This window comes from Methylobacterium sp. P1-11 (assembly GCF_008329595.1).
Classification (GTDB): Bacteria; Pseudomonadota; Alphaproteobacteria; order Rhizobiales; family Beijerinckiaceae; genus Methylobacterium.
In genome coordinates, this window is record NZ_NPKS01000007.1 from 60391 (window position 1) to 86594 (window position 26204).

The window sequence follows — 26204 nt, forward strand, 5'->3', positions numbered from 1 at the left end:
GGGAAAATCGCGCTTCAAGACCCCGAGCGATGGTGGGAAACCAGATTTTTTCGCTACGGTCGAAAGGTGGATCGGGCGGTGCACGGAGGCGCTGAGGTGAGGCCAGTGAGACGCTTCGACGGTGACACCGGGCGAGAGCCGCCGCTCCTGACCCTTCGGAGCACGCCCGACAACCCGGTCCCGCCGGGCGGCACGCTGATCGCGGTCGGGACGCGCGACGACTGCACCCTGCGGGCGGCCTACTGGCAGACGACGGCGCGCACCTGCCGGGGAACGGTCTGCCTGCTCCAGGGCCGGGCCGAGTTCATCGAGAAGTACTACGAGACGATCCACGAGCTGCGCGCCCGGGGCTTCGCGGTTGTGGCCTTCGACTGGCGCGGCCAGGGTGAATCGGACCGGCGGGTGGACGATCCCCACAAGGGCCACGTCGCCCGGTTCGACGATTACCGCCTCGACCTGCGAGCCGTGACCGAGACGATCCTGGTGCCGCTGATGCCCGAGCCCCATGTCGGCCTCGCGCATTCCATGGGCGGGTGCGTCGCCCTCCTCGCGGCCCTCGACGGCTCGCTGCCATTCCGGCGGCTCGTGGCCCTGGCGCCGATGCTGTCGATCCGGATGATCCGCTGGCCGGCCGGCGCCGCGATCCTGTCGCGGGGTCTGCAGCGGCTCGGCCTCGGGAGCCGCTACATCCCGTTCGGCAAGCCGGTCTCGATCGCCACCAACCCGTACGCGGGCAACCGCCTGTCGCGCGACCCAGTCCGCTACGCCCGCAACGCCGCGGCGGCCCGGCAGGTCGGCGCCGGCGCGGTCGGCGACCCGACGATCGCGTGGCTCGCCGAGGCCTTCCGGGCGATGGCGCGGCTGCGCGACCCGCGGGCGGCGCCGCGGATCACGCTGCCGACCCTGATCGTCGCGGCGGGCGCCGATCCGGTCTGCGGAACCACGGACATCGAGCGCTTCGCCGCCCGGCTGAAGGCCGGCCATATCCTGGTCCTGCCGGATTCCCGGCACGAGATCCTGACCGAGCGCGACGCGATCCGGCAGGATTTCTGGGCCGCTTTCGAGGCCTTCGTACCGGGCTCGCCCCTGCCGACCCACGCGGAGGTCGAGACGCACGCCGTCGCGGTGCCGGTCGACTGAGGCGTCAGCCTCCGAGATCCGGGTCGATGTCCCGCGGGCGCATGAATCGGTCGAGGCGTCCCTGCCCCGGCGCGATCTCCGCCCAGCGGTCGCCGTCGAAATCGATCACCGCGCAGGCCGCCGTCGGGAATTCCAGGGCCAGCCGGTCCCGGGCCGCCCGCGGCCCCGACCCCGCGAGCTCCGCCGCGAGGTCGCCGAGGCCCGGATTGTGGCCGACCACGATCAGCGTGGCGGCTGAATCGGGCGCCTGCCGGATTACCCCGAGGATCCGATTCGCTGGCGCCTCATAGATTTCGGATTGCCAGCGCGTCTCGGGGTTGCCGAGGGCAGCCTCCATCGCCGCCCAGGTCTCGCGGGTCCGCGCGGCGGTGGAGACCAGGGCGAGATCCGGGCACAGGCCCTCGCGGGCGAGGCGGTCGCCCACCGCTGGGGCCGCCCGTTTCCCGCGGTCGTTGAGCGGGCGCTCGTGGTCGGCCACGCCCGGCGGACGGTCGGACTTGGCGTGCCGCAGCAGGATCAGCCTGCGCATGAGCGAACCTCTGACGCGAATCGTGGGCCGGCCTCGGGGCTCCCGGTTCGGGCGCGCGGCCGAACCGGGCGGCGCCCGCTCCCGCCCGGTTAGCCGAATGCGCCGCGTGCGGGAACCTCGGCTTTGCCCTCACCGTTCCGACCGCGAGCCGTCCGCGCACGGCCCGCGGCCGGATCCGCGGCGCGACGGTCTCTGGCCAGGAGGCTGCCCGATGGACCGATCCGCCCGCGTCACCGAGATCCTGTCGTGGTACGGGGCCGACAGCCCCGGGACCCTCACCAACCTCGCCCGGATGCTGGAGCACGGAAAGCTCGGCGGCACCGGCAAGATGCTGATCCTGCCTGTCGACCAGGGCTTCGAGCACGGGCCCGCCCGCAGTTTCGGCCCGAATCCGCCAGCCTACGACCCGCGCTACCATTTCGAGCTGGCTCTGGCAGCGGGGTGTAACGCCTACGCGGCGCCCCTCGGCTTCCTGGAGGCCGGAGCGCGCGACTATGCCGGGCGCATCCCGCTGATCCTGAAGCTCAACGACCACGACCTCCTGGCCGACGAGGAGGATCCCGAGCAGGCGATCACCGGCTCGGTGGCGGACGCCCTGCGGCTCGGCGCCTGCGCCGTCGGCTTCACTATCTACCCGGGCTCCGCCCACCGCAACGCCATGTACGGGCAGATCCGGGAGATCGCCGAGGAGGCCAAGAGTGTCGGCCTCGCCGTGGTGATCTGGTCCTACGCCCGCGGCTCGGCCCTGTCGAAGGAGGGCGAGACCGCCATCGACGTGATCGGCTACGCGGCCCAGATCGCCGCGCAGCTCGGCGCCCACATCATCAAGGTGAAGCTGCCCACCGCCCATATCGAGCAGCCGGCGGCCAGGAAGGTTTACGAGTCGACCGGCATCCCGATCGGCACGGCGGCCGAACGCGTCCGCCACGTGGTGCAATGCGCCTTCAACGGGCGGCGGATCGTGATCTTCTCCGGCGGGGCCCAGGCCGAGGAGGCCACCTTCCTCGACGAGATCCGCGCCATCCAGGCGGGCGGCGGATTCGGCTCGATCGTGGGCCGCAACGCCTTCCAGCGCTCGAAGCCGGACGCCCTGTCGCTGCTCGGCAAGATCACCGACATCTACGCGGGCCGCTGAACGGGGCCGTTAACCGCCGTCGCGAGCCAGCCGGGCGAGCCCGTCGCGTGTCGACCCGGCCGGCTGCCAGCCGAGGGCAGCGAGGCCGTCGGCGCGGGCGACGAGCCCCTCGGCGATGCGGGCGAACTGCGCGTCCCGGCCGGTCATCCGGCAGGCCAGCCGGATGAGCCCGGCCGGGACCGGGACGAGGCCCGGGCCGCGGCCGAGACCCTGGCGCAGCGACGTGATCATCTCGGGCAGGCTGAGCGGGTCCGGGTCGGCCGCGACGAGGGCGCGGTTCAGGGGCCCGGGCGCCGCCAGGACCGCGTCCACGGCGCCCGACAGGCTCTCCAGCGAGATCAGGGAGCGCCGCGCCGCGAGGCCGCCCAACGGCAGCGGATAGGGGCTGCGCGCCAGCCGCAGCAGCGCGTCCATGTTGCCCTTCACCCCCGCCCCGTAGACGAGGACGGGGCGCAGGGCGACCCAGTCGAGGCCGGTCTCGGCGAGCGCCCGCTCGGCCTCCAGCTTGGAGCGGCCGTAGGCGTCGGAGGGCCGGGGCGGATCGCCCTCCCCGATCACGCCCGGCGCGCTCGCCCCCACCTGCGCGCGGATCGAGGACAGGAACACGAAGCGGCGCACCTTCGCGCGCGCCGCGGCCTCCGCGAGCCTGCGCGTCGCCTCGGTGTTGAGCGTCCGGTAATCGTCCTCCGGTGCCCCCGACATGGCATGGGCGAGCCCGGCCGAGTGCACGATCGCGTCGACGCCGCTGAGGGCCGCCGCCATGTTGATCGGGCGAGTCAGGTCGCCGACGACCGCGCTCGCCGCACCCTCCGGCACGGTCGTGGGCCGGCGCAGCAGCACGCGAATCCGGTAGCCGCGCGCGGTGAGGTCGGCGAGCAGGTGGCGACCGATGAACCCGGTCGCCCCGGTGAGCGCGATGAGTCCGGTCACGGCTGGGCGGCACCTTCGGCTGGAGCCGGCGCCGGGGCGCGGGCGAAGCGGCGGAGCAGGGCGGCGACCAGAGCGAGCCCGGCCGCCGACGCGGCGAGCGTGACCGGCCAGGAGGGCCAAAGCAAGGTCGCGGCGGCGAGCGAAGCCAGGGCGAGATTGGCCGCGAACACACGGCCCACCACGCCGGGGACGCTGAGCCCGTTGACGGTCGCCCGCTGGTAGTAGTGCCCGCGATGGGCCTCCCAGACCCGCTCGCCGCGCACCGCCCTCGCGGCGAGGGTCAGGCTGGCATCCGCGAGGTAGACGAGCGGCAGCAGCAGGGCGGCGGCGAGGCCGCCCGCCAGGGCCAGCTGGCACAGCAGCCACGCGGTGACGAGCCCGATCGGCAGCGAGCCGACGTCCCCGAGGAAGAGCTTCGCGACCGGCCGGTTGAAGGGCGCGAAGCCGAGCACCGCGCCCAGGAGGCATGCCGCCACCAGCGTCGGCAGCGGCGGCAGGCGCCCGGCGAGGCCGAGCAGCAGGAGCGCGCCCGCCACCGGGACGATCTCCGTCACCGTCATCCAGTCGAGCCCGTCCATGAAGTTCGTCAGGTTGACGAACCAAAGGCCTGCCAGCAGCGCGAGGCCGCGCTCCAGCCAGAGCGGCAGGGCGGGGAGTAGCCGCCCGTCGAGGTGCCAGATCAGCAGGCCCACCACGATCGCCTGCACGGCGAGCCGCAGGGCGGCTGGCAGCGGCCGGACGTCGTCCACGGCGCCGAGGAGCGCCAGGGCCAGGGCGCCGCTCGCGAGCCAGATCCAGTCCGGCCGGCCGCCGATCTCCGGCGCCGCGATCAGCAGGCCCGAGATCGTCACCAGCGCCGTCACCACGGCGATCCCGCCCCCCTGCGGGGTCGGCACGGTGTGGCTGGAGCGGGCATTCGGCCGGGCCAGGGCATAGCGCTGCAGCAGCGGGCGCAGGCGCAGGATCAGCCCGGCCGAGAGCGCGGCCGCGAGGGGGACCGCGAGGAGGAGGATGGTAGACAGGGCGGACAGGAGGGCGGGCGGGGTGTCGGGCGGCATGGCGCCGTCCTACGCGATCCGCCGCCCGACCGTCAGGGGGCGCGCTACGCCGCCCGCACCGTGGCGAGGAAGCGCGCGACCTCGGCCCCGAGATGCTCGGACTGGCGCGACATCTCGCTCGCGGCCCCGAGCACCTGGGCCGCGGCCGCACCCGTCTCCTCGGCCGACTGGGCGAGGCTCGCGATGGTTCCGGTCACCGCACCGGTGCCGGCCGCCGCCTCGGCGACGTTGCGGACGATCTCCTGGGTCGCCGCGCCCTGCTGCTCCACGGCCGCCGCGATGTTCGAGGCGACGTCGTCGATTTCGCGGATGCGCCGACCGATCCCGTCGATCGCCGACGCGGCCTGCCCGGTGGAGGACTGGATCCGGCCGATCTGACCGGTGATCTCCTCGGTGGCCCGGGCGGTCTGCTCGGCGAGCGCCTTCACCTCGGACGCCACCACCGCGAAGCCGCGTCCCGCGGTGCCGGCCCGGGCGGCCTCGATCGTGGCGTTGAGCGCCAGCAGGTTGGTCTGAGCGGCGATCCCGGAGATCAGCGCTACCACATCGCCGACCTTCGCGGCTGCGGCGCTCAGATCCTGCACCAGCGCCACCGTGTTGGTCGCCTCCGCGACGGCAACCCGCGCGAGTTCCGCCGAGCCGCTGACCTGCCGTCCGATTTCCTGCACGGACGAGCCCAGCTCCTCGGCGGCCGCCGCGACGGTATTGACGTTGGCGGCAGCCTCCCCGGCGGCGACCGCGACGGTGCCGGACTGCCCGGCCGCATCCGCCGCACTGCCGGTCAGGGATCGGGCGGTGGCCTCCAGCTCGGTGGCCGCCGACGACACGCCGCCGACGATGCCGCCGACCGCCTGCTCGAAGGCGTCCGCCATGGCATGGGTCGCCACCCGGCGCTGCGTCTCGGCATCGGCGCGGGCCAGCGCCGTCTCCGCCTCGAGGGCGCGCGAGCGGACGAGGTTATCGCGGAAAACCACGACGGAGCCCGCGAGGTCGCCGATCTCGTCGCGCCGCTCCTGCCCCGGGATCGCCACCTCCGCGTCGCCCGCGGCGAGGCGCTGCGTCACGGCGGCGATCTTCCGGAGGGGCCCGCTGACGCCGCGGGTCACCAGCACGAAGGCTCCGATCGCGATCAGCAGGGCGAGGCCGGCGAGCGCCAGCACGTTCCGCTTGGCGGCGTCGTAGGTCTGCGCGATCAGTGTGCCGCTCGCCTGCGATCCGTCGCTGTTCAGGGCGACGAGCTTCTCCCAGTCGGCCATGATAGCGCCGATGCTCGTCGACATGGTCGTGTTGTAGATCCGCTGCCCGCCGGCGACGTCGCCCGCGGCGGCCTTGGCCACCGCCTCCCGCTGCTGCTCGGCGTAGGTGGCCACGTGCTGCCGGAAGGCCGCGTAGGCCTCGCGCTCGGGCTGGGTCAGCGGCAGGGCCTCGTACCGGGCGTACTGGGCCGCGAGCAGGGCGTCGCGCTTGGCGATCTGATCCGCGACCTCAGCGCGCAATTCGGGCGTGTCGGCGGTGATCAACCGAACGGCGTTGACCCGCTGGCGCATGAAGTTGATGCCGATCCGGCCGAGCGCGTCGGTGGCCGGGATGCGCGTGTCGCGCAGCTGCGCGGCCGCGGATTCGATGCGGCCCAGTTCGGCCAGCGAGAGGCCGCTCGTCGCGGCGATCAGCACCACCAGGGCTGCGAGACACAGGCCGAGCTTGGCCGCGATGGAAATACCGGAGCGCATAGGAATTGGTCCCCGATCCCGTGTCTGGGATCGGGGCCAATGCATGTACGAGAAACGTTAAGGTTGTTTGGATCCCGCCCGGATTACCCCACGTCCGGGCAGGATCGGTCCGCTAGTAGACCTGAGCCTCCGCGCGCGGCTGGTTCGACGGGCCGTCCCGGCGCTCCAGACCCTTCTCCACGACCTTGGCGAGCCCGACCATGATCTGGTCGATGGCGTAGTCCTTCGGCGTGTAGACGGCGCGCACGCCCATGTTCTTGAGGACCAGCTCGTCCTCGGGCGAGATGATGCCACCGACCACCACCGGGATGTGGTCGAGCCCCGCCTCCCGCATCTTGGCGCGGACCTCCCGCACCAGCGGTACGTGGGAACCGGACAGGATCGACAGGCCGACCACGTGGGCGCCGGTCTCCTTGGCCTTTGCGACGATCTCGGCTGGCGTCTGTCGGATGCCGTCGTAGGTGACGTCGAAGCCGACGTCCCGGGCGCGGAGCGCAATCTGCTCGGCGCCGTTGGAATGGCCGTCGAGGCCCGGCTTGCCGACCACGAGCTTCGGGGTCTCGCCGAGCCGCTCGCCGAGATCGGCGATCAGCAGCTTGGCCTCCTCTGCGGCCCCGGCCGAGACCGTCTCCAGCGTCACGCCGGTGGGCGCGCGATACTCTCCGAAGACCGCGCGCAGGCGCTCGCCCCACTCGCCGGTGGTGACGCCGGCCTTTGCGGCTTCGATCGAGGGCGGCATGATGTTGGCGCCGGAGCGCGCCGCCTGCTCCAGGGCGTCGAGGGCCTGGCCCACGGCGTTCTCGTCGCGGCGGCCGCGCCACTCGCGGATCCGGCCCTGCGCCTCCATCTCGACGGTCTCGGAGACGGAGAAGATCGCCCCCTCCCCGGCGGTGAGCGGCGACGGCTCGCCCTGCTGCCACTTGTTCACGCCGACGACGATCTGGTCGCCGGCCTCGATCGCCGAGATCCGCCGGGCATTCGATTCGACCAGCGCGCGCTTGAGCGCGCCGGTCTCCACGGCGGCGACCGCGCCGCCGATCCCGCCGATCCGCTCCAGCTCGGCCCGGGTCTCGACCTTCAGCGCCTCGACCTTGGCCTCGATCACGTGGCTGCCGTCGAAGATGTCGTCGTATTCCAGGAGGTCGGTCTCGAAGGCCAGGATCTGCTGCATCCGCATGGACCATTGCTGGTCCCAGGGCCGCGGCAGACCGAGCGCCTCGTTCCAGGCCGGCAGCTGCACCGCCCGGGCGCGGGCGCGCTTCGAGAGCGTCACCGCCAGCATCTCGATCAGGATGCGGTGGACGTTGTTCTCGGGCTGCTGCTCGGTGAGCCCCAGGGAGTTCACCTGCACGCCGTAGCGGAAGATGCGCTTCTTCGGGTCGTCGATCCCGTAGCGCTCCCGGGCGATCTCGTCCCACAGTTCGGCGAATGCCCGCATCTTGCAGATCTCGGTGACGAACCGCAAACCCGCATTCACGAAGAACGAAATCCGGCCGAACACGTCGGAAAAACTCTCCGCGTCGAATTCCGGATCGTCGCGCACCGTGTCGAGAACCGCGATGGCGATGGCGAGCGCGTAGGACAATTCCTGGACCGGCGTCGCCCCCGCTTCCTGCAGGTGGTAGGAGCAGACGTTCATCGGGTTCCACTTCGGCACGTTCTTGGTCGTGAACAGGATCACGTCCTTGGTGAGCCGGAGGGACGGCGCGGGCGGGAACACGTAGGTGCCGCGCGACAGGTATTCCTTGATGATGTCGTTCTGGGTCGTGCCCTGGAGGGCGGCGATCGGCGCGCCCTGCTCCTCGGCCACCGCGAGATAGAGCGCCAGCAGCCACGGGGCCGTGGCGTTGATGGTCATCGAGGTGTTCATCTGGGCGAGCGGGATGTCCTGGAACAGGGTCCGCATGTCGCCGAGATGCGCGATCGAGACGCCGACCTTGCCGACCTCGCCGCGGGAGAGTTCGTGGTCGGGGTCGTAGCCGGTCTGGGTCGGCAGGTCGAAGGCCACCGACAGGCCGGTCTGGCCCTTGGCGAGGTTGCCCCGATAGAGCTTGTTGGATTCCGCCGCGGTCGAGTGCCCCGCATAGGTGCGGATGATCCAGGGCTTGTCGCGGCTAGACTTGTCGCTCTTGGTCTCGGCGACGCTCGCGCCCATTCCTCGCCTCCGTGTCATCTTTGTATCCGCGCAGGGCGCGGCCTTGCGGCCACCGTAGCGAAGGCTTGGGCACGCGTCATCCGGGACGGAAGTGCAAGAGGCCTTCCGCGGGCGCCCCTGGCCCATGAAAAAACTTGCCCGGCGGAACAGCGCGATTTGAGGGCGTCGCCGCGTAAGGCACCCGCCGAGCCCGGCTCGGCGCCGGCGGGAAGGGTCAGCGGATCGGTCCCGGACAGCATCCTCAAAGCTGGTATAAAGTCTACCCAATCTGTTCTTCGCGGGAACGGCCGCTGGTCTGGCGCGAGACAGCACGCCGGAACAACGACTTAGAGCTGACCAGGCTTGCCGCGCGCGCTTGAGCAGCTCAGGCCTGTGGCCGCGCCGCCGCGGAAGGTCTCGGGACCGGCGCCGGCAAGGCCACCGCCGAATAATACTTGGTCACCCGGAAAGCCGATTTTGAATACGTGGCTGCCTGCCCTGTGCCGGCGCGTTTTTCATGCCGGAAACCATCGGGATTCGACTTTCGGCCCACTTGGACGCCTCCGTCATCACCGCTATAGCGCGATGGAGAACCGCGGCCGTGAGAAACACGCGGGACGAGAGGAGAGCGAGATGGCGGCGAGCGCTGCGATCAGTCCGACGGGCGGGGAGGTCAAGGACCTCTACGAGATGGGTGAAATCCCGCCGCTGGGTCATGTGCCGGCCAAGATGTATGCCTGGGCGATCCGGCGCGAGCGTCACGGGCCCCCGGAACAATCCCACCAGCTCGAAGTGCTGCCGGTCTGGGAGATCGGCGACGACGAGGTGCTGGTCTACGTCATGGCCGCCGGCGTCAACTACAACGGCGTCTGGGCCGGCCTCGGCGAGCCGATCTCGCCCTTCGACGTGCACAAGGGCGAGTACCACATCGCCGGCTCCGACGCCTCCGGCATCGTCTGGAAGGTCGGCGCCAAGGTGAAGCGCTGGAAGGTCGGCGACGAGGTCATCGTCCACTGCAACCAGGATGACGGCGACGACGAGGAGTGCAACGGCGGCGACCCGATGTTCTCGCCGACCCAGCGGATCTGGGGCTACGAGACCGGCGACGGCTCCTTCGCGCAGTTCTGCCGGGTGCAGTCGCGCCAGCTGATGCACCGGCCGAAGCACCTCACTTGGGAGGAGGCGGCCTGCTACACGCTGACACTGGCCACCGCCTACCGGATGCTGTTCGGCCACGCGCCGCACACGGTCCGTCCGGGCCAGAACGTGCTGATCTGGGGCGCCTCGGGCGGTCTCGGCGTGTTCGGCGTGCAGCTCTGCGCGGCGTCGGGCGCGAACGCCATCGCGGTGATCTCGGACGAGTCGAAGCGCGATTACGTGATGAGCCTCGGCGCCAAGGGCGTCATTAACCGCAAGGACTTCGATTGCTGGGGGCAGCTCCCGAAGGTGAACTCGCCTGAGTTCCACGCCTGGACCAAGGAAGCGCGGAAGTTCGGCAAGGCGATCTGGGACATCACCGGCAAGCAGGATGTCGACATCGTGTTCGAGCATCCGGGCGAGGCGACCTTCCCGGTCTCGGCGCTGGTGGTGAAGCGCGGCGGCATGGTGGTGTTCTGCGCGGGCACGACCGGCTTCAACATCACCTTCGACGCCCGCTACGTCTGGATGCGGCAGAAGCGCATCCAGGGCTCGCACTTCGCCCATCTCAAGCAGGCCTCGGCGGCGAACCAGTTCGTGCTGGATCAGCGGATCGACCCGTGCATGAGCGAGGTCTTCCCCTGGGACAAGATCCCCCAGGCCCACACCAAGATGTGGAAGAACCAGCACCCGCCGGGCAACATGGCCTGCCTCGTCAATTCCCCGCGTGCCGGCCTGCGCACGGTCGAGGACGTGATCGAGGCCGGTCCGCTGAAGCGGTAAGGCCGACGCGCCGGGCCGGCTCTGCGCACTCGCGCGGGACCGGCCCGATCGGCTAAGCTCCGGGCGTCCCGCGCCGAATCGGCGACCGGTTCGGTGTGCCGGGACGCGCGGATGACGGGCCTGCGAGATCCTGACAGGACCCGGCCCCGATCCTCATCGGGGGCATGGATTTGATGAACGGCGACGACGAGGCTTACGTCTACGACGAGGCGACGGGCGAATGGGTCCCGCCCGGACGCACAGCCGCCCCCCCTGAGAAGGCTGCGGTCCGCGACGCGGCCGGCAATGTCCTGGCCGACGGCGATTCGGTCACGCTGATCAAGGACCTGAAGGTCAAGGGCGCGAACCAGACCCTGAAGCAGGGCACGGTCATCCGGTCGATCCGGCTCACGGACGACCCGGAGGAGATCGACTGCCGCCACGACACCATCAAGGGTCTCGTCCTGCGCACCGAATTCGTGCGCAAGCGCTGAACGGGCGGCCATGTCGGGACGATCACCGGCTGCCGATGCGGTCCCGATCTCGCCGCCGGACCGCACGCTCCGCGTCGTCGCGGGCGCGGCGACTCAGTGCAGCGCGCGGCGTCGTCGATCGTGGCGCCCAGGGGATGGCTGCGCTCCGATCGCGAAGACGCTTCGCGGCGACGCTGCATCCCGGCACCGGCTACCGCCGGCGCGGCTCGTCCTGCGGCAGGTGGCGGCCGTAGATCTCCTCCTTGTCCGCGCGCTGCTGGATCAGGTCGGCATAGGCCTGCCGCATCTCTGGAGAGACGCTGATGCTCTTGCCCTTGGTGGGCTTGCGCTTGGGCGCCTTCTTGAAGGTGTTGTTCGTGTCGCTCATGCCGGGCCCCGCGTCGAACCGTGGCGGCATCGCGTGGCCGGTCGACCGAGCCGGCGATCCGGCCGCCGCCCAGGCCGGACATCCGCCCTGTAGCGCATCGCCGCCCCGGACGCACGGTGGCCCGGGACGGATTGATCTGGCCTGCCGCTGCGGCCTCTGCCAGGATCGAAACGATGACGGTCGGGGGCGGAGATGGATGTGCGTGACTCGTCGCGGTTTCGGCTTCCGGGCGCGGCGCGCGGCCGCTCCCGGTGCGGGGCCTCGCTCGCGATCCTGATCGCCCTCGGCAGCCTGCCGGTTCAGGCTCAGGACCGGCCGGCGCCGGCCCGACCCGCGCCGAGACCGGCACCGACGGCCGCGACGCCGGCCGATCCCGCCTTCGAGGCCGCGAAGGCGACCTTCGAGGCCCTGCCGGAGGTCGACCGCAAGGCGGTCCAGGACGCCCTGGTCTGGACCGGCGATTTCAACGCCGTGGGGTCGGGAGCCTTCGGGCGCCGGACCTTCGAGGCGCTGAACGCCTACGGCGCCCGGGCCGGCGGCGCCGATCCCCTCGATCCGCGCGGCCGGGCAGCGCTGCTCTCCGCCGGCGCCGCGGCGCGGAATGCGGCGCGCTTCCGGGTCGCGGTCGATCCCGGTACCGGCGCCGTGATGGGGGTTCCCGAGCGCCTGCTGGCGAAGCGCAACGCCCTGCCCTCCGGAACCCGCTGGCAGAGCCAGGACGGCCGGGTGACCCTGGAATCCCGCGCCTTCCCGCCCGGGACCGAGACCCTGGACGCGCTGTTCGAGAAGGCCACCGCGCCGCTACCCGGCCGCAAGGTGACCTACAAGCTGCGACGGCCCGACACCGTGGTGGTTACCGCCGAGACCGGGCCGGGACTGTCCTATATCCGCTACGCCTCGGGACCGGAGGGCGTGCGCGGCTTCCTGCTCGGCTACGACCGCGCCCTGGCACAGGAGGTCGACCGGCTCGTCATCGCCGTGGCGAACGCCTTCGTGCCGTTTCCGGATTCCGCGGCAGCGCCGGCCGCCCAGAGGCCGGCAAATCCGGCGCCTCTGCCGGCGACCCGCGCCGCCGGCACGCCGGCGCCCCATCCGCCGGCCGCAGCCCTGGCGCCGGCGAGCCTCTCGGCCTCATCGGCGGCGGGCGCGGGTCTGGCGGTGGCGCCGGGGCGCGTGCTGACCGCCGTCGCCGTGCTGGAGGGCTGCGCCCTGCCCCGCGTCGGGTCTGCGCCGGCCCGTGTGCTCGCCACCGATCCGGCCGGTCTCGCACTCCTGGATGTGCCCGGGGCTGCTGCCCCGCTCCGGCCCGCAACGCGGACCGAGCCCGTCGGCGCCGAGGAGAGCCTGATCGCCCTCGCGCCGGGCCCGGAGGGGATCCAGGCCGCCCCGGGCGAGGCGCGGGGAGGCGACGTCATAGCGGCACTCCAGCCGGGATCCGGCGGCGCGCCGGTGCTCGACCGGTCGGGTGCTCTCGTCGGGATCGTCGCCCGCTATCCCACGGCACCGCGACGGGTCGCCGGGGTGGTGCCGCCTGCGCGCTTGCCGCTTGTGCCGGTGCGGGCGATCAAGGCCTTCCTGGCCGCCCAGGGCCTTCCCGCGGAGACGCCGCATCCGGGTGTCGGACCCGCCGCGCTCGCGCCCGCCGTGGTGGCGATCACTTGCCGATAGGAGGGCGCGCGCCGGAGATGGCCGCCGCCTTTCGGCTTGGGCCTGCGCGCCCTCCAGGGGCCTGGGCGGACGACGCGTCCGCTCAGGCCGATCCTCCGGCTCAGAGCCGGCCGGTCACCAGCAGGACGATCAGCACGATCAGCAGGATGCCGCCGAGGCCGAAGCCGGGACCGCGATACGCACCGCCGCCGAGGAAGCCGCCGCCGCCGAAGGCCAGGATGATCAGGATGATGAGTAGAATGGTGACGAGGGACATCGGTCGCGTTCTCCGGACGGTCGCGCTGGTGCGAGCGTGACCGTTCAAACGCTGCGACATTCCGTTCCGTTCAACGCCAAGCTACGCTTTTGTGAGGAAAATTCCGGATGCAGCCCCGGCGCTCAGGCGTGCCAGTCCGGCAGCGCCTCCTCCGGCGCGTCGAGCCAAGCCGGCACCGGCAGGTTGCGCTCGGTGAGGAAGGCCGGATTGAACAGCTTGGAGGCGTAGCGCGCCGCCCCGTCGCACAGGATGGTCACGATCGTGTGGCCGGGCCCGAGTTCCCGCGCCAGCCGGATCGCCCCGGCGACGTTGATCCCCGACGAGCCGCCCAGCGACAGCCCCTCCTCGCGCATCAGGCCGAAGACGATGTCGAGGGCCTCCCGGTCCGGGATGCGGAAGGCGTGATCCGGGGTGAAGCCTTCCAGGTTCTTCGTGATCCGGCCCTGGCCGATGCCCTCCGTGATGGAGGAGCCCTCGGCCTTCAGCGTTCCGGTCGTGTAATGTGCGTAGAGGGCCGAGCCCTCCGGATCCGAGAGCGCGATCTTCACCTGCGGGTTGCGTGCGCGCAGGGCCTGGGCGGTGCCGGCCAGCGTGCCGCCGGTTCCGGCCGCGCAGACGAAGCCGTCGACCCGGCCGCCGGTCTGCGCCCAGATCTCCGGGCCGGTGCCGTCGACATGGGCCTGCCGGTTGGCGACGTTGTCGAACTGATCGGCGAAGAAGGCGCCGGCCGGTTCCGTGGCGGCGAGCTTTTCGGCAAGCCGCCGGGCCACGTGGACGTAATTGTTCGGGTTGGCGAATGGCACGGCCGGAACCTCCACCAGCCGGGCGCCGGCGAGCCGCAGGGTCTGCTTCTTCTCCTCGGACTGCGTGACCGGGATGACGATCAGAGTCCGGTAGCCACGCACCGAGGCCACCAGGGCGAGGCCGATGCCGGTATTGCCGGCGGTGCCCTCCACGATGGTGCCGCCCGGCCGGATCAGGCCCTTCCCTTCCGCGTCCCGCACGATGGAGAGCGCGGCCCGGTCCTTGACCGACAGGCCGGGATTGAGAAACTCGGCCTTGCCGTAGATCGCGCAGCCGGTCTCCTCGGAGGCGCGGCGCAGACGGATCAGCGGGGTGCTGCCGATGGCGGCCAGGACGTCGGGAGCGGGTTCGCGACTCGGTGCAATCATGGTCGGGAGCCTAGGATGCGGCGCGGCCGCTGGCGAGCCTCACCCGAACACGTGCCCGCCATTGATCCGCAGCCCCACCGGATGCCCGGCGGCGTAGCGCACGCCGTCAAAATCCTCCACGGCCAGCACCCGCCCCTCGGCATCCGCCACCTCGATCCGCTGGCGGCCCTGTGTCCGGTACGAGCTGCGCACCGTGCCGGACAGGTGCGCCGCCTCCGGCTCGGCGAGCTGCAGCTGCCAGGGCCGCACGTGGAGCTTGACCGGACCGAACAGGCTGGCGGGCGCTATCACCGGCGTCTCCCGGCCCCGGACCAGCACCCGGCCGCCCTCGGCGATCGCCTCCACCTCGACGGAATCGCCCAGGAACTTCATCACGGTGGCGGAGGCCGGGTTCTCCTGCACCTCGTCCGGCGTGCCGACCTGCTCCAGCCGGCCGCGGTCGAGCACCGCGACGCGGTCGGACAGCTCCAGGGCCTCGTCCTGGTCGTGGGTCACGAAGATCGTGGTCTGGCCGGTGCGGTCGTGGATCTCACGCAGCCAGCGGCGCAGGTCCTTGCGGACCTGGGCGTCGAGCGCGCCGAAGGGCTCGTCGAGGAGCAGCACCCGCGGCTCGACGGCGAGCGCCCGGGCGAGCGCCACCCGCTGGCGCTGGCCGCCCGAGAGCTGCGACGGGTAGCGGTCGCCGAAGCCGGAGAGCCGGATCAGGTCGAGCAGGTCGCCGACCCGGCGCTTGATCTCGGCCTTGGCCGGCCGGTCGGCGCGCCGCCGCGCGTTCAGCCCGTAGGCGATGTTGTCGGCCACGCTCATGTGCTTGAACAGGGCGTAGTGCTGGAACACGAAGCCCACGGCCCGCTCCTGCACGGGCAGACTCGTGGCGTCGTCGCCGCCGAACAGAATCCGGCCCCGGTCCGGCGCGTCGAGCCCGGCGATGATCCGCAGCAGCGTCGTCTTGCCCGAGCCCGAGGGGCCCAGAAGCCCGATCAGCTCGCCCGCCCGCACGTCGAGGGACAGGTCGTGCAGCACCGCCGCCGTGTCGAAGGTCTTCGAGACGTTCTCGATCCGGATCGCCGTGGAGGGCCGGTCCACGGGGCCGTCAGTGAGCCCGGCCGCCCGCGAGCTCCCCCGCGAAGCGCCATTCGAGAACGGATTTGAGAACGAGGGTGATGAGGGCAAGGACGGCGAGGAGCGAAGCGACGGCGAATGCGGCGACGAAATTGTACTCATTGTAGAGGATCTCCACGTGAAGTGGGATGGTGTTGGTCAGGCCGCGGATGTGGCCCGACACCACCGACACCGCTCCGAATTCGCCCATCGCCCGGGCATTGCAGAGGAGCACGCTGTAGAGCAGGCCCCAGCGGATATTGGGCAGCGTGACCGTCCGGAACGCGTGCAGGCCCGAGGCGCCGAGGGTCAGCGCCGCCTCCTCCTCGGCGGTGCCCTGCTCCTGCATCAGCGGGATCAGCTCGCGGGCGACGAACGGGAAGGTCACGAACACCGTCGCCAGCACGATGCCCGGCAGCGCGAACAGGATCTGGATGCCGTGATCGATGAGCCAGGAGCCGAACAGCCCCTGGGAGCCGAACAGCAGCACGTAGATCATCCCCGACACCACCGGCGAGACCGAGAAGGGCAGATCGATCAGGGTGATCAGCAGCGACTTGCCGGGGAACTCGAACTTGGCGATCGCCCAGGAGGCGGCCAGCCCGAACACGACGTTGAACGGCACCGCGATCGCCGCCACCGTCAGCGTCAGGCGGATCGCGCTCCAGGCGTCGGGCTCCCGGAACGCGTCCAGGAAGGCGCCGATCCCCTTCGAGAAGGCCTGGGTGAACACCGCGATCAGCGGCAGCACCAGGAACAGCGCCAGGAACGCCACCGCGATGCCGATCAGGACGACACGGGTGGCGGCGCCTTCGGAGGCGACCGGGGCCGGCTTGGCGGACGGCACGATGGCGGGGGAGACACCCTCAGACATAGCCGAACCGCCGCCGTGACCAGGCCTGGATGAGGTTGATGGCGAGCAGCGTCAGGAACGAGATCCCGAGCATGATCGTGGCGATGGCGGCCGCGCCGCCGTAATCGAACTCCGAGAGCTTGATGACGATGAGCAGCGGCGCGATCTCCGACACGTAGGGCAGGTTGCCGGCGATGAAGATGATCGAGCCGTACTCGCCGACGCCCCGGGCGAAGGCGAGCGCGAAGCCGGTGAGCACCGCCGGGATCAGCGGCGGCAGCACCACCCTGGTGAGGGTGACGAGGCGCGTCGCGCCGAGGGTGGCGGAGGCCTCCTCGATCTCCTTGTCGATCTCGGCGATCAGCGGCTGCACGGTCCGCACCGCGAAGGGCAGCCCGATGAACACCATGGCGATAAAGATGCCCACCGGCGTGTAGGCCGCCTGGATGCCGAGCCGCGCGAGCGGGGCGCCCAGCAGCCCGTCCGGGGCATAGAGCGCGGCCAGCGCGATGCCGGCGACCGCGGTCGGCAACGCGAAGGGCAGGTCGACCGCGGCATCGACGAGCTTGCGGCCCGGGAAGCGGTAGCGGGTCAGCACCCAGGCCACGAGGAAGCCGAACAGGGAGGCCACGAGCGCCGCGACGGCCGAGACGCCGAAGCTGATCCGCAGGGCGCTCGCCACCCGCGGATCGGTGGCGACCTCCCAGATGCCCGACAGGCCGAGCCCCGAGGCCTTCACCACCAGCCCGGCCAGCGGCAGCAGGACGATCAGCCCGAGGCAGGTCAGCGTGTAGCCGAAGCTGATCCCGAAGCCCGGGATCACGCTCGGCCGTCGGAAGGTCCGTCGGAGGCGGGGCGTTTCGACCATGGTTCCCGCCTCAGCGGCCGGCCCGGCTCAAACGATCGAACAAGCCGCCGGCGTCGAAGTTCCGCTTCTGGATCTCGTCCCAGGAGCCTTGCAGGTCCTCGATCTTGAACAGCTTGATGTCGGGGAGCTGCGCGAGGTCGGCCTGCGCGGCCGCTTCCCGGCGGATCGGGCGGTAATGGTGCTTGGCGAAGATCGCCTGGGCGCGGTCGGTGTAGAGGAAGTCGAGATAGGCCTGCGCGGACTTCGTCGTTCCCTTGCGCTCGGCATTGGCCGCAACGAGGGCCACCGGCGGCTCGGCATAGATCGAAGTCGGCGGCGAGACGATGTCGAACTTGTCGGCGCCGAATTCCTGGAGGACGAGATAGGCCTCGTTCTCCCAGGTCGGCAGCACGTCGCCGAGTCCGCGCTGCGCGAAGGTCACGGTGGAGCCGCGGGCGCCGGTATCGAGCACCGGCACGTTCTTGTAGATCTGACCGACGAAGGCGTCGGCCTTGGCGGCGTCCTTGTCCTGGCCGTAGGCGTAGCCCCAGGCGGCCAGGAAGTTCCAGCGTCCGCCCGCCGAGGTCTTCGGGTTCGGGGTGATCACCTTCACGTCGGACTTGGTGAGGTCGGCCCAGTCCTTGATGCCCTTCGGGTTGCCCTTGCGGACGAGGAACACCACCGTCGAGGTGTAGGGTGTCGCCTGGTTCGGCAGCTTGCTGCGCCAATCCTCCGGGATCTTGTGGGTGAGCTTGGCGATCGCATCGATGTCGGACGGGATGCCGAGGGTCACCACGTCGGCGTCGACGCCGTCGATCACCGTGCGCGCCTGCGCGCCGGAGCCGCCATGCGAGGCGCGCACGGTGATGACCTCGCCGGTCTTGGCCTTCCACGCCTCCGCGAAGGCGGCGTTGATCTCCCGGTAGAGTTCGCGGGTCGGATCGTATGAGACGTTGAGGAGCGCGGTCTCGGCCACGGCCGGCAGCGCGCAGGCCCACAGGCCTGCGCCGGCCAGAAGGGAGAGACCGATGGCCCGAGCCATCCGCTCCCGACGTGAAGCGTTCTTCATCGCGTCCGATTCCCCGCCTGGCGCCTGCGACCCAGGGACGGCGCGCCCCCAATAACCAGGCCAATCGTTCTTTTTATCGAACGAAGTCAAGCCGAGGCCTCGCGGGAGCGTGATCTCGCCCCGCCGGCAACATCACCGAACGCTCCGATAAGGCAAGCGTCTTCAGAGCATTAGCGGGTCAGAAGGTATGGATCTTCTCCGAAAACGAGGCGTCGGGGAAGAAAATCGGCCGTGCAGCTGGTTTTGTAGAGCGAACGATCTCGTGTGCGTCAGCGCACATCAGAGTGTGCCGTCCGTTGCGCGGGGGCGTGGAGCGCGGACGTCATGCCGCGCCACCTACGTTCGATGCGGGTGGCGCGGGGACGGGCGTCGGGTCAGGGCAGCGGGATCGCGCTTGCGGTGCCGGGCCTCAGTGGGCCGGGGCTAAGCCCGCTCTGCGGGCCAGGATGAGCTTCGCTCCCGTCGCGGCCACCTGTTGGACGCCGCGCAGCGCTGCGATCTGTCCCGCGGCGCGATGCGCGGTCGCTCAGCGCTTCGGCTTGTTGAGCCGGGCGATCAGGGCTTCGAGCCGCGGATCGACGGGTGCCGAGAGGGTGTCCGTGAACAGCGTGCGCAGATGCTGACCGAGATGACGACGGATATTGGGGCTCAGCGGTGCCGCCTCGGTGGCCCGTTCCGTCTCGCAGGCGCGCTCTGGATGCGGCTTCGACATGACGGGAGATCCTCGCACCGGCCTGGATGTACGGTTGCAAGGTTTGGTTAAGGAGCCGTCACCGCCCCGTCTCAACCCGGCGCCGGAGCGGTGTCGCAGGTCGGAACTGGGGCGGCGAAGGGCACGTTGCCGGCGCACCCCCCCTTCACTCCGGAGCCGCCCTGTGTCCCGTTCAATTCCCCTGATGATGTTGGTGGTCCTCGGGACGGCGACGGCCGGCGCGCCCTGCGTCGCGCAGACGAAGCCCGGCGAGATCAAGGGCATCGACGCGATGGGCGACAAGTCGCGCAGCGCCCAGGACGGCTGGAGTCAGGCGCCCGTGCCGCGAGAGCAGTCGGCCGCCAAGGACGCGCCCGATCCCGGCGGCAATTCGATCAAGGAGAACGCCGACCGTCCCGTCCCGTCCGCCAAGCCCGGCGGCACCTCGGGCACCGAGCCGCAGGCCCCCCTGGAGCACCGGACGGCGGGCCCGTCTGGGACTAATCCTGCCAATCCGAGCAAGTAAAAAAGGTGTTTTCATGCAGGATGATGCCGGAGCGCCGAACGTGCAGCTTCGGCTGATACAGTACGACTTGCTGTGTCATGCGACCGCACTTGCCCCGTACACGCTTTTTTGGGACACCCTGGAATTATACCAGATCGCTTTTACGGAGCGGAGATGACGGTCCAGGTCTCGAGGCGTGGCCTGCTCAAGGGGGCCGGTGCCGGCCTCGCGGGCGGCTCGCTGGGTGCGCTCGGATTCGGCGGCCTTGAGCCCGCCATGGCCGCCGCGGTGCGGCCCTTCAAGCTCGCGCAGATGCGCGAGACCCGCAACACGTGCCCGTATTGCTCGGTGGCCTGCGGGGTCATCCTGTACAGTCTCGGCGACCGTTCGAAGAACGCGCGCTCCTCGGTCATGCACATCGAGGGCGACCCGGATCACCCGGTCAACCGCGGCACGCTCTGCCCGAAGGGCTCGGCGCTGCTCGACTTCGTCCACGCCGAGACCCGCACCAAGTACCCGCTCCATCGCGCCCCGGGCTCCTCGGAGTTCAAGCGCGTCTCCTGGGACTTCGCCCTCGACCGGATCGCGACACTCCTGAAGGAGGACCGGGACAGGAACTTCGTGGCCAAGAACGGCGACCTCACGGTCAATCGGTGGACCACGATGGGCTTCCTCGGGGCCTCGGCTACCACCAACGAGACGGCTTGGCTCACCTACAAGACCGTCCGAAGCATGGGGGCCCTGGTCTTCGATAATCAGGCCAGGGTTTGACACGGTCCGTCGGTCGCCAGTTTGGCGCCCTCCTTCGGACGCGGTGCGATGACCAACCTCTGGATGGACATCAAGCACGCGGACGTGATCACCGTGATGGGCGGCAATGCCGCCGAGGCTCACCCCTGCGGCTTCAAGTGGGTCGTCGAGGCGAAGGCCCATAACAACGCCAAGCTGATCGTCGTCGATCCGCGCTTCACCCGCACGGCGTCGGTGGCCGATCTCTACTGCCCGATCCGGCAGGGGACCGACATCGCGTTCCTGTCGGGCGTGGCCAAGTACCTGCTCGACAACGACAAGCTGCAGCACCGCTACGTCTCCGCCTACACCAACGCCGGGTACGTGGTCCGCGAGGGCTACGACTTCAGCGAAGGGCTGTTCACGGGCTACGACGCGGACAAGCGCGACTACGACAAGACCAACTGGGACTACGAGATCGGCCCGGACGGCTACGCCGTGGTCGACGAGACGCTGCAGCATCCGCGCTGCGTGATGCAGCTCCTGAAGAAGCACGTCTCGATCTACACCCCCGAGATGGTCGAGAAGATCTGCGGCTCGCCCAAGGAGACCTTCCTGAAGGTCTGCGAGATGATGGCGACCACGGCTTCTCCCGAGAAGTCGATGGCCTCGCTCTACGCGCTCGGCTGGACGCACCATTCCAAGGGCTCGCAGAACATCCGCTCGATGTGCATCGTGCAGACCCTGCTCGGGAACATCGGCGTGCTCGGCGGCGGCATGCAGGCGCTGCGCGGTCACTCCAACATCCAGGGATTGACCGATATCGGGCTGATGTCGAACCTCATCCCCGGGTACCTGAACATCCCGGTGGAGAAGGAGCCCGACTACGCGAGCTACATCGCCAAGCGGCAGTTCAAGCCGCTGCGTCCGGGACAGACGAGCTACTGGCAGAACTACAACAAGTTCTTCGTCTCGTTCCAGAAGGCGATGTGGGGCGACAACGCCACGAAGGAGAACGACTGGGCGTACGATTACCTGCCCAAGCTCGACGTGCCGACCTACGACGTGCTGCGCGGGTTCGAGCTCGCCAAGCAGGGCAAGATGACCGGCTACGTCATCCAGGGCTTCAACCCCCTGCTGTCGTTCCCGAATCGCGCCAAGATGACGGAAGCCTTCTCCAAGATGAAGTTCATCGTGGTGATGGACCCGCTCAAGACGGAGACGGCCCGCTTCTGGGAGAACCACGGCGAGTACAACGACGTCGATCCGACCCAGATCCAGACCGAGGTGTTCGAACTGCCGACCACCCTGTTCGTGGAGGAGGAAGGCTCGCTGTCGAACTCCAGCCGGTGGCTGCAATGGCACTGGCAGGCGCAGGAGGCGCCGGGCGAGTGCCGCTCGGACATCGAGATCATGTCGGAGATCTTCCTCCGCGTGAAGGCGGCCTACAAGAAGGACGGCGGGGCCTTCCCGGATCCGATCGTCAATCTGAAGTGGGATTACGCGATCGCCGAGTCGCCGACGCCGACCGAGCTCGCCCGCGAGCTCAATGGCTACACGCTGGCGCCGACGCCGGACCTCAACGGGACGATCATCCCGGCGGGCAAGCAGGTCGACGGCTTCGCCCAGCTCAAGGACGACGGGACGACCGCCTGCGGCTGCTGGATCTACTCGGGCTGCTACACCGAGAAGGGCAACATGATGGCCCGCCGGGACAACACCGATCCCGGCGACCGCGGCATCGCGCCCAACTGGGCCTTCGCGTGGCCGGCCAACCGGCGCGTGCTCTACAACCGCGCCTCGTGCGACCCCGAGGGCCGCCCGTGGTCGGAGAAGAAGAAGCTCATCGAGTGGAACGGCAAGCAGTGGATCGGCTTCGACGTGCCGGATTACGGCGTCACCGTCGCCCCCGATAAGGGCGTCGGCCCGTTCATCCTGAACCAGGAGGGCGTCGCCCGCTTGTGGACCCGGGGCCTCATGCGCGACGGGCCGTTCCCTGCGCATTACGAGCCCTTCGAGTCCCCGGTGGCCAACCTCGCCTTCCCGAAGATCAAGGGCGCGCCCGCGTCCCGGATCTTCAAGGACGATCTGGCCGATCTCGGCGACGCGAAGGAGTTCCCCTACGCGGCGACGAGCTACCGCCTGACCGAGCACTTCCACGGCTGGACCAAGCACGCCCGGATCAACGCGATCCTCCAGCCGGAGGCCTTCGTGGAGATCTCGGAGGAGCTCGCCAAGGAGAAGGGCATCGCCAAGGGCGGCTGGGTCCGCGTCTGGTCGAAGCGCGGCTCCCTGAAGGCCAAGGCCGTGGTGACGAAGCGTATCAAGCCGCTGATCTGCGACGGCAAGCCCGTCCACGTCGTCGGCATCCCGCAGCACTGGGGCTTCATGGGCCACACCAAGAAGGGATGGCACCCGAACTCGCTGACGCCCGTCGTGGGCGACGCGAACACCGAGACGCCGGAGTTCAAGGCCTGGCTCGTGAACATCGAGCCGACCACGCCTCCGTCGGACGCGGTCGCGTAAGGGGGAGCGGCAGACATGGCTGACTACAGCTCCCTCGACATCCGCCAGCGCTCCGCCTCCACGGAGACGCCGCCGGAAATCCGCCGCCAAGTGGAAGTCGCCAAGCTCATCGACGTGTCGAAGTGCATCGGCTGCAAGGCCTGCCAGTCGGCCTGCGAGGAGTGGAACGACCTGCGCGACGACATCGGTGTCAACACGGGCACCTACCAGAACCCTCACGATCTCACGCCGAAATCGTGGACCCTGATGCGGTTCACCGAGTATGACAACCCGGAGACCAACAACCTCGAATGGCTGATCCGCAAGGACGGCTGCATGCACTGCACCGAGCCGGGCTGCCTGAAGGCCTGCCCGTCGCCGGGCGCGATCGTGCAGTATTCCAACGGCATCGTCGACTTCATCGAGGAGAACTGCATCGGCTGCGGCTATTGCGTGAAGGGCTGTCCCTTCAACATCCCGCGCATCAGCCAGACCGATCACAAGGCGTACAAGTGCACCCTGTGCTCGGACCGGGTGGCGGTGGGTCAGGCCCCGGCCTGCGCCAAGGCCTGCCCGACCGGCTCGATCATGTTCGGCACCAAGCAGGCGATGATCGAGCAGGCCGAGACCCGTGTCGAGGACCTGAAGTCGCGCGGCTTCGCGCATGCCGGGCTCTACGACCCGGCCGGCGTCGGCGGCACGCACGTCATGTACGTGCTGCACCACGCCGACCAGCCGAGCCTCTACGCGGGCCTGCCGAACGACCCGAAGATCTCGCCGCTCGTCGCCTTCTGGAAGGGCGGCGCCAAGGTGTTCGGGCTCGCCGCCATGGGTTTTGCGGCCGTGGCGGGCTTCTTCCACTACGTCACGGCCGGCCCCAACGAGGTCGTGCCCGAGGAAGAGGAAGAGGCGGTCGAGTACGACGAGGCCAAGCGCCGCGAGACCGGCGGTGGCGAGGCGCGACCGCACTGAGACGCGCCGGTCTCCCTCCTCCGAGGGGGGAGGGAGAGGTGCGCCGACCGTGTTCGGCAGGGTGGAGAGGGCTCGGGCGCCCGACCCTGTTTCGAGTTTTACAGCCGGCCCGCCGTGACGGGCGGCCGCGTCAGGCGAGTGAAGGCCGATGACGATCCAGCGCGATGTCCGGGACGGCGATTCCCGCCCCCTCCACCATGCCAAGTCCGAGGCGCCGGAGGTGATGTACGTCCCGCGCTACACGGGCGTGCAGCGCGTGAATCACTGGATCACCGCGATCCTGTTCACGCTGCTGACGCTGTCCGGGCTGGCGATGTTCACGCCCTACCTGTTCTCCCTCACCGGCCTGTTCGGCGGCGGGCAGGCGACCCGGGCGATCCACCCGTGGTTCGGCGTGGCGCTGGCGGTCAGCTTCTTCTTCCTGTTCGTGCGCTTCTGGAAGCTCAACATCCCCAACAGGGACGATGTCGAATGGACCAAGCACATCGGCGACGTCGTCACCAACCGTGACGACCGCCTGCCGGAACTCGGCAAATACAATGCCGGCCAGAAGGGCGTGTTCTGGGGGCAGACCGCGCTCATCGGCGTGATGCTCGTCACCGGCCTGGTGATCTGGAACACTTATTTCGGCGGCCTCACCTCGATCGAGACCCAGCGCTGGGCGCTCTTGGCCCATTCGCTCGCCGCCGTGATCGCCATCGCGATCATCGTGGTGCACATCTATGCCGGCATCTGGGTGCGCGGCACCGGCCGGGCGATGGTCCGCGGCACGGTGACGGGCGGCTGGGCCTATCGGCATCACCGCAAGTGGTTCCGGCAGATGGCGGGCGGCAAGGCGCGTCACGGCTCGGTCGACAAGCGCGGATCCTGAGCCTTGGCCAATTTCTTCAAGCGTAAACCGGCAACGCCCGCCGCGGACCAAACGACGGCCGTTGCGGCCGAGCCCAAGCCCCGCCGCCGCGACTTCAGCGAGCTGAAGCCCGATCCGGACAAGATCGGGATCTCCGGCTCGGTGCCCTTCGTGCGCCTGCCCGATCCGACGACGCTGTTCGCCGACCGGGCCGCGCGCCTGACGGAGGCGGCGCCGGGCCATCCGCTGGAGGCCTATTTGCGGTTCGTCGCCGAGGTGGCGCGCGTCCAGGCGGCGATCCAGGCGAAGGGCCCGGCCCCGGCGGTGCCGGATCCCGCCGATCTGGCGCTGCGGAGCGAGCACGGCATGCCGCCGCTGTCGCGGCACAGCCTCGAGGCCGGTGCGGGCTTCGACGACGCGCTCCTGGCTCTGCTCGCCGAGCTGGATCTCGGCACCGCGCCCGAGGCGTCGGCCGCGGCGCGGGACGCCCTGCGCGCTGCTTCCCGGGAGGATCGCCTCGACCTCGCTCTGCAGATCTTCGAAGGCGCGCTACCGGTCGACCGGATCGCCGAATGCGTCTTCGTCGCGGCCGCGCTGCAGGTGCGCCTCGCCGAGCAGGCCGCGCGCCTCGACACCAGGATCCTGAAGCCCGTCGCGGACGGCGTCTGCCCGTGCTGCGGCGGCTCGCCGGTGGCGAGCGTCGTCGTCGCCTGGACCCCGGCCGACAAGGCCCGGTATCTCAGCTGCTCGCTCTGCGGCACCTACTGGAACCACGTCCGGATCCGCTGCACCGCCTGCGGCGACGGCGAGGGCGTCAGCTATTACGGGCTCGACGAGGTCTCGAAGGACGTCCAGGTCGAGACCTGCACGACCTGCCACAGCTACATCAAGCACCTGCACCAGCACCGGGCGCCGGCCCTCGACCCGGTGGCGGACGACATCGCGTCCTACGGGCTCGATCTGAAGATCGCCGAGGACGGGTTCCGGCGCGCGGGGCTGAACCTGCTGTTCGTGATCTAGTCGGTTTCCCCATCCCGGTTCAGCGCCGCCACCCGGCATCGCGGGATGCCGGGCGCGGACCCGCGGCGCTTGGAGAGCCGAACGCTTCACCCCGCCGCGCCGATGGTGCCGATTCCGATCATCCCGGATCGGGATCGGCCGCTCTGCCCGCTCAGCGATACCCGTACCGGCTCTTGGCGGCGGCGAGCAGGTGCAGGGCCTCGCCCGATTTGCCGGCCGCGCATTCTCCGGCGGCTTGGGCGAGGTCGGCGTTGAACCGGTCGCCCACCGGCTTGTTGAGATTGCCGGTCGCCACGTCGCTGTCGACGATCGCCTTGGTGCGCGCGATCTCCGGGCCGCAGCCGCTGCCCGTGGGCAGGGCCAGAGGCGCCGGGACGATCGGCGAAGGTTCCATGACCGCGGGCGTGGCGCGCTGCTGGCAGGCGCCCAGCGCCGCGACGGCAAGGGCGGCGAGGCTGAGACGCATCGGAAGACGGGACGCGGGCACGGCGATCATCCTGTTGGGGCGCAGGGGCTGCGCCGCCGAGGTTTTGTGCCGAGCTTGGCAGTG

At 70.2% G+C, this 26204-nt stretch carries 24 protein-coding genes; 10 read left to right on the forward strand and 14 right to left on the reverse strand.

Translation table 11 applies throughout. The annotated features are described in order from the left end of the window. Positions 1 to 105 precede the first annotated feature (105 nt). On the forward strand, positions 106 to 1140 hold the full coding sequence (locus CIW48_RS09220) for an alpha/beta hydrolase (protein ID WP_149310533.1): 1035 nt from the start codon (positions 106 to 108) through the stop codon (positions 1138 to 1140). 4 nt (positions 1141 to 1144) lie between these two features. On the opposite strand, the gene CIW48_RS09225 is transcribed toward CIW48_RS09220, so the two are convergent. Next, complete coding sequence (locus tag CIW48_RS09225) at positions 1145 to 1669, reverse strand: histidine phosphatase family protein (protein ID WP_149310534.1); 525 nt, start codon at positions 1667 to 1669, stop codon at positions 1145 to 1147. Positions 1670 to 1880: 211 nt separating this feature from the next. Here CIW48_RS09225 and CIW48_RS09230 point away from each other — a divergent pair, with 211 nt between their 5' ends. Continuing rightward, positions 1881 to 2804, forward strand: coding sequence for a class I fructose-bisphosphate aldolase (locus CIW48_RS09230; RefSeq protein ID WP_149310535.1), 924 nt, complete (start codon positions 1881 to 1883; stop codon positions 2802 to 2804). A 9-nt stretch (positions 2805 to 2813) separates the two neighbouring features. Here the strand turns inward: CIW48_RS09230 and CIW48_RS09235 are convergent, their stop codons facing one another. The 4 genes from CIW48_RS09235 to CIW48_RS09250 all read right to left on the reverse strand — a co-directional run bounded on the left by CIW48_RS09235 (position 2814) and on the right by CIW48_RS09250 (position 8677). After that, a complete protein-coding gene (locus CIW48_RS09235; RefSeq protein WP_149310536.1) occupies positions 2814 to 3734 on the reverse strand; it encodes an NAD-dependent epimerase/dehydratase family protein in 921 nt (306 codons plus the stop codon). Further along, on the reverse strand, positions 3731 to 4792 hold the full coding sequence (locus tag CIW48_RS09240; protein ID WP_149310537.1) for a glycosyl transferase: 1062 nt from the start codon (positions 4790 to 4792) through the stop codon (positions 3731 to 3733). Before CIW48_RS09240 ends, CIW48_RS09235 begins: the two co-directional genes overlap by 4 nt. A gap of 44 nt (positions 4793 to 4836) precedes the next feature. Beyond that, complete coding sequence (locus CIW48_RS09245; protein ID WP_149310538.1) at positions 4837 to 6522, reverse strand: methyl-accepting chemotaxis protein; 1686 nt, start codon at positions 6520 to 6522, stop codon at positions 4837 to 4839. A 112-nt stretch (positions 6523 to 6634) separates the two neighbouring features. Further along, positions 6635 to 8677, reverse strand: coding sequence for a protein meaA (locus tag CIW48_RS09250; protein ID WP_149310539.1), 2043 nt, complete (start codon positions 8675 to 8677; stop codon positions 6635 to 6637). Between the two features lie 612 nt (positions 8678 to 9289). Between CIW48_RS09250 and ccrA the strand changes: the two genes are divergently transcribed. After that, a complete protein-coding gene (gene ccrA, locus CIW48_RS09255; RefSeq protein ID WP_043347875.1) occupies positions 9290 to 10576 on the forward strand; it encodes a crotonyl-CoA carboxylase/reductase in 1287 nt (428 codons plus the stop codon). Between the two features lie 173 nt (positions 10577 to 10749). Beyond that, positions 10750 to 11049, forward strand: coding sequence for an alkylphosphonate utilization protein (locus CIW48_RS09260; protein WP_149310540.1), 300 nt, complete (start codon positions 10750 to 10752; stop codon positions 11047 to 11049). 190 nt (positions 11050 to 11239) lie between these two features. Here CIW48_RS09260 and CIW48_RS33195 read toward each other — a convergent pair whose 3' ends face one another. Next, positions 11240 to 11416: a hypothetical protein gene (locus CIW48_RS33195; protein ID WP_173009229.1), complete on the reverse strand. Its 177-nt coding sequence runs from the start codon at positions 11414 to 11416 to the stop codon at positions 11240 to 11242. A 192-nt stretch (positions 11417 to 11608) separates the two neighbouring features. Between CIW48_RS33195 and CIW48_RS09265 the strand changes: the two genes are divergently transcribed. Then, positions 11609 to 13084: a serine protease gene (locus CIW48_RS09265; protein WP_149310541.1), complete on the forward strand. Its 1476-nt coding sequence runs from the start codon at positions 11609 to 11611 to the stop codon at positions 13082 to 13084. Positions 13085 to 13184: 100 nt separating this feature from the next. On the opposite strand, the gene CIW48_RS09270 is transcribed toward CIW48_RS09265, so the two are convergent. The 7 genes from CIW48_RS09270 to CIW48_RS09300 all read right to left on the reverse strand — a co-directional run bounded on the left by CIW48_RS09270 (position 13185) and on the right by CIW48_RS09300 (position 19094). After that, positions 13185 to 13340, reverse strand: a complete 156-nt coding sequence (locus CIW48_RS09270; RefSeq protein WP_007563230.1) for a hypothetical protein — start codon at positions 13338 to 13340, stop codon at positions 13185 to 13187. Between the two features lie 122 nt (positions 13341 to 13462). Next, entirely contained in the window at positions 13463 to 14512 is a 1050-nt protein-coding gene (locus CIW48_RS09275; protein WP_149310542.1) for a cysteine synthase A, read from the reverse strand. Between the two features lie 39 nt (positions 14513 to 14551). Further along, entirely contained in the window at positions 14552 to 15577 is a 1026-nt protein-coding gene (locus CIW48_RS09280) for a sulfate/molybdate ABC transporter ATP-binding protein (RefSeq protein WP_149310659.1), read from the reverse strand. A 28-nt stretch (positions 15578 to 15605) separates the two neighbouring features. Next, positions 15606 to 16487 carry a sulfate ABC transporter permease subunit CysW gene (cysW, locus tag CIW48_RS09285; RefSeq protein WP_149310543.1) on the reverse strand — a complete coding sequence of 294 codons (882 nt, stop codon included), beginning with the start codon at positions 16485 to 16487 and terminating at the stop codon, positions 15606 to 15608. Next, the gene (cysT, locus tag CIW48_RS09290; protein WP_149310544.1) at positions 16480 to 17334 is read right to left on the reverse strand and encodes a sulfate ABC transporter permease subunit CysT; all 855 of its coding nucleotides are present in this window, start codon (positions 17332 to 17334) and stop codon (positions 16480 to 16482) included. Before cysT ends, cysW begins: the two co-directional genes overlap by 8 nt. 10 nt (positions 17335 to 17344) lie before the next feature. Beyond that, positions 17345 to 18382 (reverse strand): sulfate ABC transporter substrate-binding protein, encoded by a 1038-nt coding sequence (locus tag CIW48_RS09295; protein ID WP_149310545.1) that lies wholly within the window; start codon positions 18380 to 18382, stop codon positions 17345 to 17347. 526 nt (positions 18383 to 18908) lie between these two features. Beyond that, positions 18909 to 19094: a hypothetical protein gene (locus tag CIW48_RS09300; protein WP_149310546.1), complete on the reverse strand. Its 186-nt coding sequence runs from the start codon at positions 19092 to 19094 to the stop codon at positions 18909 to 18911. Between the two features lie 163 nt (positions 19095 to 19257). Here CIW48_RS09300 and CIW48_RS09305 point away from each other — a divergent pair, with 163 nt between their 5' ends. The 5 genes from CIW48_RS09305 to fdhE all read left to right on the forward strand — a co-directional run bounded on the left by CIW48_RS09305 (position 19258) and on the right by fdhE (position 25654). After that, positions 19258 to 19599, forward strand: coding sequence for a hypothetical protein (locus tag CIW48_RS09305; protein WP_149310547.1), 342 nt, complete (start codon positions 19258 to 19260; stop codon positions 19597 to 19599). 153 nt (positions 19600 to 19752) lie between these two features. Then, positions 19753 to 22833: a formate dehydrogenase-N subunit alpha gene (fdnG, locus tag CIW48_RS09310; protein WP_149310548.1), complete on the forward strand. Its 3081-nt coding sequence runs from the start codon at positions 19753 to 19755 to the stop codon at positions 22831 to 22833. Between the two features lie 15 nt (positions 22834 to 22848). Beyond that, entirely contained in the window at positions 22849 to 23784 is a 936-nt protein-coding gene (gene fdxH / locus CIW48_RS09315) for a formate dehydrogenase subunit beta (protein WP_149310549.1), read from the forward strand. A 148-nt stretch (positions 23785 to 23932) separates the two neighbouring features. Continuing rightward, positions 23933 to 24655, forward strand: coding sequence for a formate dehydrogenase subunit gamma (locus CIW48_RS09320; RefSeq protein ID WP_149310550.1), 723 nt, complete (start codon positions 23933 to 23935; stop codon positions 24653 to 24655). 3 nt (positions 24656 to 24658) lie between these two features. Beyond that, positions 24659 to 25654, forward strand: a complete 996-nt coding sequence (gene fdhE / locus CIW48_RS09325) for a formate dehydrogenase accessory protein FdhE (protein ID WP_149310551.1) — start codon at positions 24659 to 24661, stop codon at positions 25652 to 25654. Positions 25655 to 25805: 151 nt separating this feature from the next. On the opposite strand, the gene CIW48_RS09330 is transcribed toward fdhE, so the two are convergent. Beyond that, a complete protein-coding gene (locus CIW48_RS09330) occupies positions 25806 to 26150 on the reverse strand; it encodes a hypothetical protein (RefSeq protein ID WP_149310552.1) in 345 nt (114 codons plus the stop codon). Between the last annotated feature and the right edge of the window lie 54 nt (positions 26151 to 26204).

What these genes read in the sequence shown, in the direction of transcription:
- CIW48_RS09270 (WP_007563230.1), bottom strand. Translation starts at nt 13,340, where the DNA reads ATGTCCCTCGTCACCATTCTACTCATCATCCTGATCATCCTGGCCTTC.
- CIW48_RS09275 (WP_149310542.1), bottom strand. Translation starts at nt 14,512, where the DNA reads ATGATTGCACCGAGTCGCGAACCCGCTCCCGACGTCCTGGCCGCCATC.
- CIW48_RS09265 (WP_149310541.1), top strand. Translation starts at nt 11,609, where the DNA reads ATGGATGTGCGTGACTCGTCGCGGTTTCGGCTTCCGGGCGCGGCGCGC.
- fdxH (WP_149310549.1), top strand. Translation starts at nt 22,849, where the DNA reads ATGGCTGACTACAGCTCCCTCGACATCCGCCAGCGCTCCGCCTCCACG.
- CIW48_RS09225 (WP_149310534.1), bottom strand. Translation starts at nt 1,669, where the DNA reads ATGCGCAGGCTGATCCTGCTGCGGCACGCCAAGTCCGACCGTCCGCCG.
- CIW48_RS33195 (WP_173009229.1), bottom strand. Translation starts at nt 11,416, where the DNA reads ATGAGCGACACGAACAACACCTTCAAGAAGGCGCCCAAGCGCAAGCCC.
- CIW48_RS09240 (WP_149310537.1), bottom strand. Translation starts at nt 4,792, where the DNA reads ATGCCGCCCGACACCCCGCCCGCCCTCCTGTCCGCCCTGTCTACCATC.
- CIW48_RS09230 (WP_149310535.1), top strand. Translation starts at nt 1,881, where the DNA reads ATGGACCGATCCGCCCGCGTCACCGAGATCCTGTCGTGGTACGGGGCC.
- CIW48_RS09245 (WP_149310538.1), bottom strand. Translation starts at nt 6,522, where the DNA reads ATGCGCTCCGGTATTTCCATCGCGGCCAAGCTCGGCCTGTGTCTCGCA.
- cysW (WP_149310543.1), bottom strand. Translation starts at nt 16,487, where the DNA reads ATGTCTGAGGGTGTCTCCCCCGCCATCGTGCCGTCCGCCAAGCCGGCC.
- CIW48_RS09300 (WP_149310546.1), bottom strand. Translation starts at nt 19,094, where the DNA reads ATGTCGAAGCCGCATCCAGAGCGCGCCTGCGAGACGGAACGGGCCACC.
- CIW48_RS09330 (WP_149310552.1), bottom strand. Translation starts at nt 26,150, where the DNA reads ATGATCGCCGTGCCCGCGTCCCGTCTTCCGATGCGTCTCAGCCTCGCC.
- CIW48_RS09250 (WP_149310539.1), bottom strand. Translation starts at nt 8,677, where the DNA reads ATGGGCGCGAGCGTCGCCGAGACCAAGAGCGACAAGTCTAGCCGCGAC.
- cysT (WP_149310544.1), bottom strand. Translation starts at nt 17,334, where the DNA reads ATGGTCGAAACGCCCCGCCTCCGACGGACCTTCCGACGGCCGAGCGTG.
- CIW48_RS09320 (WP_149310550.1), top strand. Translation starts at nt 23,933, where the DNA reads ATGACGATCCAGCGCGATGTCCGGGACGGCGATTCCCGCCCCCTCCAC.
- CIW48_RS09295 (WP_149310545.1), bottom strand. Translation starts at nt 18,382, where the DNA reads ATGAAGAACGCTTCACGTCGGGAGCGGATGGCTCGGGCCATCGGTCTC.
- CIW48_RS09260 (WP_149310540.1), top strand. Translation starts at nt 10,750, where the DNA reads ATGAACGGCGACGACGAGGCTTACGTCTACGACGAGGCGACGGGCGAA.
- ccrA (WP_043347875.1), top strand. Translation starts at nt 9,290, where the DNA reads ATGGCGGCGAGCGCTGCGATCAGTCCGACGGGCGGGGAGGTCAAGGAC.